We start from the raw sequence: 8,993 nt of genomic DNA, 5'->3' as shown, positions 1-8,993 counted from the left end.
CTTCGAATATAGCCCTATTAGGCTATGGAGACAGCTCCGACGCACACCATATTTCAGCGCCCCACCCTGAAGGGAATGGCGCAGAGCAAGCAATGAGAAAGGCGTTAGGTTCTGCACAGTTACGAGCAGAAGACATCGGTTATATTAATGCCCATGGCACCGCAACCCCACTCAATGACTCAATGGAAAGCAAAGCCATCCATCGTATTTTTGCAAACAAGGTTCCCGTCAGTTCAACCAAACCTCTAACAGGACATACTCTTGGAGCGGCAAGTGCGATAGAGGCTGCAATTGCGTGGCATATTCTAAAATATGACTTACCACTCCCCTTACAAAAATGTCAGTATAAAGCTGAAGATATTGAGATTGATTTGGTAAACTGTTCCCAGAAACTTAAAGTAAAGAACATCTTAAGCAACTCGTTCGCTTTTGGTGGCAATAACATTAGCCTGATTTTTGGTGTAATAAATGACTGATATCCCTTCTGTAGACCAACTTCTCCCACACGATGATCCGATGATATTAATCGATCGAGCTATCAACGTTGAGGCATTGTCGATTCACTGCCAGGTCGATATTGGCGCGCACAACCTATTCTTTGACGCCGAATCTCAAACGGTCCCAGCTTATGTTGGCATCGAGTTTATGGCGCAGTCTGTTGCAGCTTGGTCTGGATACCATGCGCTGAAAAACGGCACTACTCCTCCAATCGGCTTCTTACTCGGTTCTCGTCGCTACAAGTCACTGTGTGATGAATTTACTCAAGGTCAAACCCTTGATATCTATGCTGAACAACTCATGGAAGACAGTGGCATGGCCGTGTTTACCGCCCGAGTCGAAGACCAAGGCGAGTTAGTGGCTCAATGCCAACTCAACGTCTACGTGCCGACCGAACAAAAATTACAAGAAATGAAAACTAGGAGCCCATCATGAGCCGTCAGGTTTTAGTCACAGGTGCCAGCAAAGGCATTGGTAAAGCGATCGCTATTCAACTCGCGAAAGACGGTTTTGAAATCGCCGTTCATTACATGGGTGACAAGCAAGGTGCTGAAGACACATTAAAGTCGATCACTGAGCTCGGTGCTGCAGGACGTCTGATCCAATTTGATATCAGCAATCGCAGCGAATGTCGCGAAACGCTTGAGTCAGATATTGCCGAACACGGCGCTTACTATGGTGTGGTGAATAATGCCGGTATTACTCGTGACACGGCCTTCCCTGCCATGACGGAAGAAGAGTGGGATGGTGTTATCCATACCAACCTCGACAGCTTCTACAACGTACTTCACCCGTGCGTGATGCCAATGGTTCAAAAACGCAAAGGCGGTCGAATCGTTACTCTGGCTTCTGTATCCGGCATCATGGGTAACCGCGGTCAAACCAACTACGCCGCAGCAAAAGCAGGTGTGATTGGCGCAACTAAGTCTCTGGCTCTAGAGCTCGCAAAACGCAAGATAACGGTAAACTGTGTCGCTCCTGGTCTAATCGATACCGGGATGGTTGATGAGCATGTAAAAGAGCATGCGCTGCCTCAAGTTCCACTGCGCCGCATGGGCGAGCCAGAAGAAGTCGCCGGCCTAATCAGCTACCTAATGTCGGATATTGCCGGCTACGTAACTCGCCAAGTGATTTCAGTTAATGGAGGCTTAGTATGACCCGCCGCGTTGTTGTAACTGGCATGTCAGGCGTTACCGCTTTTGGCAACGATTGGCAGCACATCGAGCCAAAACTAAAAGCGTGTGAAAATGCGACCCAGTATATGCCAAGCTTTGAGCAGTACGATGGCCTAAACACTAAGCTTGCAGCTCCAATCGATGACTTCCAACTACCTAAGCACTATAAGCGTAAACAAGTACGTGGTATGGGCCGTGTGTCTCGCCTAGCAACAGTGGCGACCGAAAATGCACTAGAGCAAGCAGGGCTGATTGGCCACGACGTTTTGACTAATGGCGAAACAGGCATTGCCTATGGTTCTTCAACCGGCAGTACAGACGCTGTTGGTGCATTTGGCGTGATGCTTAACGAGAAATCGACACGAGCGATCACCGCAACGACTTACGTTCAGATGATGCCACACACCGCGGCGGTCAACGTCGGGCTATTCTTTGGCTTACGTGGACGTGTGATTCCCACCAGCAGTGCCTGTACTTCAGGTAGCCAAGCGATTGGCTACGCCTATGAAGCAATCAAACACGGTTACCAAACCGTGATGGTTGCCGGTGGTGGTGAAGAGCTATGCCCAACCGAATCTGCCGTTTTCGATACCCTTTTTGCTACCAGTTTAAAAAACGACACGCCAGAAAAATCCCCTAGCCCTTACGACAGTGAGCGCGATGGCCTGGTTATCGGTGAAGGCGCAGGTACACTTGTTCTTGAAGAGTATGAACATGCTGTGGCTCGTGGCGCAAAGATCTACGCGGAAATCATCGGTTTTGCCAGCAACTGCGATGCAGCTCATGTGACTCAACCTCAGATGGAAACCATGCAAATCTGTATGGAGAAAGCGCTGAAAGATGCACAGCTTCCTGCTGAAAAAATTGGTTACGTTTCGGCGCACGGAACGGCAACAGATAAAGGCGATATTGCCGAAAGTAATGCGACCGCGAACATTTTTGGTGAAGTGCCAATCAGCTCATTAAAAAGCTACTTTGGTCATACGCTTGGCGCATGTGGTGCCATTGAGGCTTGGTTGAGCCTAGAAATGATGCATTCCGGCTGGTTCAGCCCAACATTGAACCTTGAAAACATCGACGTTCGCTGCGGTAAACTCGATTACATTACAGGTTCTGGTCGCGAATTGAATGTTGAGTATGTAATGAGTAATAACTTTGCCTTTGGCGGAATCAACACTTCAATCATCTTCAAGAAAATCTGAGCTTAGCTAGATAAAACTCAAGACAAATAAAAAGGGTCAGTAACCAAGTTACTGACCCTTTTTTCAATCTAGCTAATGCTCAATTAAGCGTTAGCTTCACGCTTAGCGATGAACTCAAGAGCCATCTTAATGCGAGCGATTACGCGCTCTTTACCAACAAGCTCCATCACTGCATCAACAGAAGGAGACTGGCCGCCACCTGTTACTGCTACGCGAAGTGGCATACCGATTTTACCCATGCCGACCTCTAGCTCTTCACATACTGCTGCAATCACACCATCTTTGATGTTTGCAGTAGTGAAATCCTCAAGCGCTTCAACCTTAGCAAGAGCAAGCTCTAGTGGGCCTTTAGCAACACCACGTAGGTGCTTCTTCGCTGCGCCAGCTTCAAACTCAGAGAAATCTTCGTAGAAGTAACGAGACTGTTCAGCAAGTTCGATAAGCGTATTACAACGCTCGCCAACTAGCGTGATCACTTCAGTGATAGCCGGGCCATTTATTGTATCGATCTTTTGTGCATCTAGGTGCCATTGCAGGTATTTAGCAACGTACTCAGGCTCAGAAGTCTTGATGTAGTGGTTGTTCAACCAAAGTAGCTTATCAGTGTTGAATGCAGAAGCAGACTTGCTGATAGCGTTCAGGCTGAAGAATTCAATCATCTCTTCTTGAGAGAAGATCTCTTGGTCACCGTGAGACCAACCTAAACGAACTAGGTAGTTGTTTAGTGCATTTGGTAGGTAACCTTCGTCGCGGTATTGCATTACAGAAACAGCACCGTGACGCTTAGAAAGTTTCGCACCGTCATCACCAAGAATCATTGCACAGTGAGCGAAAGTTGGAACTGGCGCGCCTAGTGCTTCATAGATGTTGATTTGACGAGGTGTGTTGTTGATGTGGTCTTCACCACGTACAACGTGTGTAATACCCATGTCCCAGTCATCCACTACAACAACGAAGTTGTATGTTGGTGCACCGTCTGTACGACGAATGATTAGGTCATCAAGTTGGCTGTTAGAAATTTCAATGCGACCACGAATTTGGTCATCAAATACTACGCTGCCTTCTTTAGGGTTACGGAAACGGATAACGCACGCATCACCTTCTTTTGCTGCTTCGTTTGCTGCAACAATTTTAGGGTGGTTCGCATCGTAACGAGCCATCTCTTTGTTTTCTTCTTGCTCTGCACGAATTTCGTCAAGCAGCTCTTTAGACGCATAGCATTTGAAAGCTTTGTCTTCAGCAAGTAGCTTATCAACCATTTCGTTGTAACGGTCAAAACGCTTAGATTGGTAGTAAGGACCTTCATCCCATTCCATACCCATCCATTGCATGCCTTCTAGAATTGCATCAACCGCTTCTTGAGAGTTACGCTCAAGGTCCGTGTCTTCGATACGCAGAACGAATTCACCACCTTGATTCTTAGCGAATAGCCAAGAGTAAAGTGCAGTACGTGCACCACCAACGTGAAGATAGCCAGTTGGGCTAGGAGCAAAACGAGTTTTAACCGTCATTTAAATACCTTGATTATGTAGGTGATTCTTTTAGTGATTGCCATTACAAAGCCTGCAACAGAAAAATATCACTAAATTTTGGGCGCTATTTTATCACCACCGCTTAAATCTACAATCAGTAGTGAATGATTAATGCGCTGATCTTGTACGAAAGCTATCGTAGAAGGAGCAAACCAATAGCTCAAGCACATGTCAAATGCTCTAAAACGGCAAATTCTCGCCACGCTCGCGATAAACCTCATCTATTCCATCACTCAATATTCCAGCAAATATCAAATTCTTGAATTTATGTTTGACCTTACCCTTACGGGAAGGTTTATGTTAGGCGTAGATGAGAATTGGAGTATCGATATGAACCATTACACAGCTATGCTCAACGGCCTAAATTGCATGGGTTGTGCGAAGAAAGTTCGCACACTGTTTGGCGAATTCGACAACACGACGATCAATGATATATCGCCGACCCACATCGATATTTCTACTCCTTTTAATTACGTTCAACTCAACCAACAGTTAGCGACGCTTGGTTATAGCATGGGCAATAAACTGCACCTTTCGTTATCCGGTCTTAGCTGCGGTAAGTGCGTGAACAAGCTGACACAAGCGCTTGAGCAGACCGAGCAAATCTCAGACCTAGAAGTCAGCAAACATGAATTGTCGTTGGTTAGTCTGCTTTCAGAATCCGAGCTTATTGAGCTAATCGAAAGTGTGGGTTATCACGCAACTCCTTACTCTGAAATTAATGAGCCTTTATCTAATAAAGAATCAGAAGACGATAAAAAAACAGTGCCCGTGGAACCGACACAAGCTAAACCTGCGGCTAGCCAATATACCTATCACCTTGTTCTTGAGGGAATGACGTGTGCGAGTTGTGTTTCTTCGGTAGAGAAAGCTCTGAAAAAGAATGAGTTCGTCGACCAAGCTCAGATCAACCTCGCCGAACAGACAGCCTTAGTCTTCACATCTGAAACACGTAGCGTCATCGAAAGCCCTCTCATAGAATCGGTAAAAACCGCAGGTTATGGTGCCGAGTTCGTTGATGACGCGGCAACTCAACAACAAAAACAGCAAGAACAACAACTTCGTACCCAAAAAGCTTTCCTAAATAATTCAGTAAGCGCGCTACTTATCGGTGCTCCGCTGATGGCGTGGGGTCTGTTTGGTGGCAGCATGACTATTGCTACATTTAACGACCAATTGGCTTGGGGCTTAATAGGTGTTGTCTGTTTGGTACTGCTTGCGACCTCAGGACGCAGCTTCTTTACTAACGCTTGGCAATCACTGATGCACAAGCGTGCAACCATGGATACGTTAGTTGCTTTAGGTACTGGCGCAGCATGGTTCTATTCAATGTTGGTTGTGCTTATTCCATCATGGTTCCCAGAACCATCGCGCCATGTCTATTTTGAAGCGAGCGCAATGATTGTTGGCCTAATTTCTTTGGGTCACTACATTGAAGCCAAAGCCAAAGCTCGCACCACTAAGTCTTTGCAGGCGCTGATTAACTTACAGCCTCAAAAAGCGGTGGTTATCGTCGATGGCAAAGAGCAAACCATCGCTGTAGAAGCCATTCAAGTCGGTATGCAAGTTCGAGTGAAGCCAGGAGAAAAAGTCCCTGTCGATGGTGTCGTGGTATCTGGCGAATCTTATATCGATGAATCGATGCTGACTGGCGAACCGCTTCCCAACGTTAAATCGATTAATGATGGCGTTTCAGCAGGTACCATTAATGGTGATGGCAGCTTAATCATTGAAGCTACGGGGATTGGCTCAAGCACCATGTTGACTCGAATCATTCAGATGGTTCGCCAAGCACAAAGCAGCAAGCCTGAGATTGCGAAGCTTGCCGACTCTATTTCTGCCGTTTTCGTACCAGTTGTGGTCGCGATCGCAGCCATTGCCGCCCTAGTTTGGTTTTTTGTTGGACCACAACCGAGTGCAAGTTACATGCTAGTGGTATCAACAACAGTGCTAATCATCGCCTGCCCATGCGCATTGGGCTTAGCGACACCGCTCTCTATTACTGTTGGCGTTGGCAAAGCCGCTGAGTTTGGTGTTCTGATCAAGGATGCAGATGTGTTGCAATCTGCAAGCAAAATTGATGCTGTCGTATTTGATAAAACAGGCACCCTAACCCAAGGTAAACCAACCGTTCAGCAGGCCTTTTATGGCGACTTATCAGAACAAGAACTGCTGGCTTACGCCTATTCGGTAGAGGTAGGGTCAGAACACCCATTAGCGAAAGCCGTTTGCCAATATGCTGAGAGCTTACAAGTTTCAGCACTACCCCACAGCGAATTTGAAAACCAACGAGGGCTTGGGGTACTGGCAATAATTAACGGCAAGAACGTGCAAGTTGGCTCGCTTAAGTTCCTAACCCAATTAGGTGTCAATACAGACATTGGCGCGGATTTCATCGAGCTTTGTCGTACACAAGCATGGACACCCATCTTCGTTGTAATCGATCAAAAACTGGAAGGCATATTTGGCATTTCAGACTCGTTAAAAATAGATAGCAAACAAGCCATTGCTCAACTAAAATCCGCCGGAATTCACACCGTACTATTAACGGGCGACAACGACTCTGTGGCTCAAGCAATAGGTAAAAACGTCGGTATCGACGAGGTTATCTCGGAAGTACTACCAGAGCAGAAAGCTCAGCATATTGTTCAGCTTCAACAACAATATAAGAGCGTTGCCATGGTAGGAGACGGTATTAACGATGCACCAGCTCTTGCTCAAGCGGATATAGGAATCGCAATGGGCAGTGGTAGTGATGTGGCGATTGAAAGTGCGCAAATGACGCTGCTGAACTCGTCGCCACTGTCTGTGAGTAATGCGATCGAGCTATCCCAGGCGACCGTGAGAAATATGAAGCAAAACCTGTTTGGTGCCTTCATCTATAACTCGTTAGGTATTCCAATTGCGGCTGGTGTGCTCTACCCATTTTTTGGATTTTTACTTAGCCCTGTCGTTGCAGGCGCTGCGATGGCGATGTCATCAATCACCGTAGTCAGCAATGCCAACAGATTAAGATTGTTCAAACCCACTCATTATAATATCAACAAAAACCAAATTCATGAGGTTCACCATGATTCGTAAAGTTATGACTCTTACTGCACTCGCTGCAATTTCAGGACAAGCTCTCGCTACTAATGTACTAAACCATAAGTCTCCATATTGTGGCTGCTGCACAGAATGGACAGAACACATGCAAGACGCAGGTTTCGATGTCACAGAGAAACTCCATGATGACATGAACCCAATCAAGCAGAAGTTAGGAGTAACGCCAGAACTGGCTTCTTGCCATACGGCAGAGATCGACGGTTACGTATTTGAAGGGCACATTCCTGCAGAGGACGTGAAAGCCTTTTTAGAGAACCCACCACGCAATGCGATTGGCTTGGCGGTTCCAGGCATGCCAATGGGCTCTCCGGGCATGGAGTATGGCGATAAGAAAGACGAGTATTCTGTGTATGCGTTTAACGAGAAAGGTCAGGTGTTTGAATACCGTCATTACAACGGAAAATAGAGCGTAAATAGACCTACGAACAGTAATAAAAATAGAGCCTAGCATTAAGTAAACCCAAGACTGTGGTTTACTTACTAGGCTCTTTGCTTTTGGACAGTAAAGCAAATCTTGTCGCGGCACCAACCGGGCTGTTAGTACCACTATGTTTTCGTCGCTAGTTAGCAAAAACTCTATTTAACAAAAAAGCTAATTAGCGAAGAAACTCACTTGGCTAATAATCTAATCGATTAAGCAGCCAAGTGAATCAGCTTAGAAGCCGTAAGATGCACCGAATACGAATGCGTTGTTTGTTTTAGACGCGCCGTTCGCGAAATCAACTCCGTTAGCTTGGCTACGGAATTCGAAGTAAGGTTGAACACCTTGACGAGTCCATGTTGCACGAAGCTCGTGATCCATAGCTTCAGCATCAATCATGTATACGTTGTTGTAGCTCAGCGCTAGGTCTTCGTTTACAGAGTAAGCAATGCGGTTATCCATGCGGTAATCAGTGTCTGCATCTGCAGAAGTGTCATCGATGTGTGCACGAGTACGGTTACTAATAGAGATACCGTTATCGAAGTTGTAGCCAATTTTAACCAATGGACGGAACTGAATGCTCTCGCCAGCAGAGAAGACATGTTGGTAACCCGCAGCAACCCATAGGTTGTCAGTGATATTGAAAGCTTGCTCACCACCAACAGTGATGAATGCATTTGCTTGACCAGTTGTTGCGTCGCCACCAGTTTCAGCAGCAGTTAGACCTTCAAGGTCGCCAAGTTGGATGCCATCAAACTCAGTGTAAACAGTTAAACCGCCTAGAGAGTTGTCAAACGTGTGGCCAGCTTCTAGAGTCGAAGTCATATCAGAACCGTGGATACGGCCATCGTCGTGAAATTGGATATTACCTGTAACGTAAGAAGAACCAGCGAAAGCACTAGAAGCGAAAGCTAGAGAAAGTGCACTTAGAGCGATAATTTTTTTCATAGTAAACTGCCTTAGTTTAAATTTTTCAGCGACATATCTTCGGTATATCATTCACCTTCGCCGCTTGAGTAATTGGTAGCCTCCCTGGCATGAAATCTATCTTGCTCGAATT

7 protein-coding genes and 1 pseudogene are annotated in these 8,993 nt (G+C 46.2%); 6 read left to right on the top strand and 2 right to left on the bottom strand.

Annotation, left to right across the window (positions count from 1 at the left end; genetic code table 11):
- From AB4496_RS01215 to AB4496_RS01200, 4 genes and pseudogenes are all read left to right on the top strand, one after another.
- Positions 1–476: pseudogene (locus AB4496_RS01215) on the top strand (beta-ketoacyl-ACP synthase); the annotation flags it as partial.
- Entirely contained in the window at positions 469–933 is a 465-nt protein-coding gene (locus AB4496_RS01210; RefSeq protein ID WP_054548132.1) for a hotdog family protein, read from the top strand. The pseudogene AB4496_RS01215 and the gene AB4496_RS01210, both read left to right, overlap by 8 nt.
- Positions 930–1,655 (top strand): 3-ketoacyl-ACP reductase FabG2, encoded by a 726-nt coding sequence (locus AB4496_RS01205; RefSeq protein ID WP_102257959.1) that lies wholly within the window; start codon positions 930–932, stop codon positions 1,653–1,655. The genes AB4496_RS01210 and AB4496_RS01205 overlap by 4 nt, the downstream gene beginning before the upstream one ends.
- A complete protein-coding gene (locus tag AB4496_RS01200) occupies positions 1,652–2,875 on the top strand; it encodes a beta-ketoacyl-ACP synthase (RefSeq protein ID WP_102257960.1) in 1,224 nt (407 codons plus the stop codon). The genes AB4496_RS01205 and AB4496_RS01200 overlap by 4 nt, the downstream gene beginning before the upstream one ends.
- 83 nt (positions 2,876–2,958) lie before the next feature.
- Here AB4496_RS01200 and gltX read toward each other — a convergent pair whose 3' ends face one another.
- The gene (gene gltX, locus AB4496_RS01195) at positions 2,959–4,386 is read right to left on the bottom strand and encodes a glutamate--tRNA ligase (RefSeq protein WP_102257961.1); all 1,428 of its coding nucleotides are present in this window, start codon (positions 4,384–4,386) and stop codon (positions 2,959–2,961) included.
- 318 nt (positions 4,387–4,704) lie between these two features.
- On the opposite strand from gltX, the gene AB4496_RS01190 reads away from it, so the two are divergent.
- Together AB4496_RS01190 and AB4496_RS01185 are read left to right on the top strand one after the other, a co-directional pair.
- Complete coding sequence (locus tag AB4496_RS01190) at positions 4,705–7,488, top strand: copper-translocating P-type ATPase (protein WP_102257962.1); 2,784 nt, start codon at positions 4,705–4,707, stop codon at positions 7,486–7,488.
- Positions 7,478–7,918: a DUF411 domain-containing protein gene (locus AB4496_RS01185; protein WP_029223113.1), complete on the top strand. Its 441-nt coding sequence runs from the start codon at positions 7,478–7,480 to the stop codon at positions 7,916–7,918. The genes AB4496_RS01190 and AB4496_RS01185 overlap by 11 nt, the downstream gene beginning before the upstream one ends.
- A 249-nt stretch (positions 7,919–8,167) precedes the next feature.
- Here the strand turns inward: AB4496_RS01185 and AB4496_RS01180 are convergent, their stop codons facing one another.
- Positions 8,168–8,881, bottom strand: coding sequence for an oligogalacturonate-specific porin KdgM family protein (locus AB4496_RS01180; protein ID WP_009848608.1), 714 nt, complete (start codon positions 8,879–8,881; stop codon positions 8,168–8,170).
- Positions 8,882–8,993 lie beyond the last annotated feature (112 nt).

Source organism: Vibrio sp. 10N.222.46.A1, from assembly GCF_041473595.1.
GTDB classification, from domain to species: domain Bacteria; phylum Pseudomonadota; class Gammaproteobacteria; order Enterobacterales; family Vibrionaceae; genus Vibrio; species Vibrio tasmaniensis_A.
Note: the sequence above shows the minus strand (reverse complement) of the source record. Positions and strands in the feature narration are given on the sequence as shown.

Coding starts and splice junctions, on each gene's coding strand:
- AB4496_RS01205 (WP_102257959.1), top strand. CDS start 930: ATGAGCCGTCAGGTTTTAGTCACAGGTGCCAGCAAAGGCATTGGTAAA.
- gltX (WP_102257961.1), bottom strand. CDS start 4,386: ATGACGGTTAAAACTCGTTTTGCTCCTAGCCCAACTGGCTATCTTCAC.
- AB4496_RS01200 (WP_102257960.1), top strand. CDS start 1,652: ATGACCCGCCGCGTTGTTGTAACTGGCATGTCAGGCGTTACCGCTTTT.
- AB4496_RS01190 (WP_102257962.1), top strand. CDS start 4,705: ATGTTAGGCGTAGATGAGAATTGGAGTATCGATATGAACCATTACACA.
- AB4496_RS01210 (WP_054548132.1), top strand. CDS start 469: ATGACTGATATCCCTTCTGTAGACCAACTTCTCCCACACGATGATCCG.
- AB4496_RS01180 (WP_009848608.1), bottom strand. CDS start 8,881: ATGAAAAAAATTATCGCTCTAAGTGCACTTTCTCTAGCTTTCGCTTCT.
- AB4496_RS01185 (WP_029223113.1), top strand. CDS start 7,478: ATGATTCGTAAAGTTATGACTCTTACTGCACTCGCTGCAATTTCAGGA.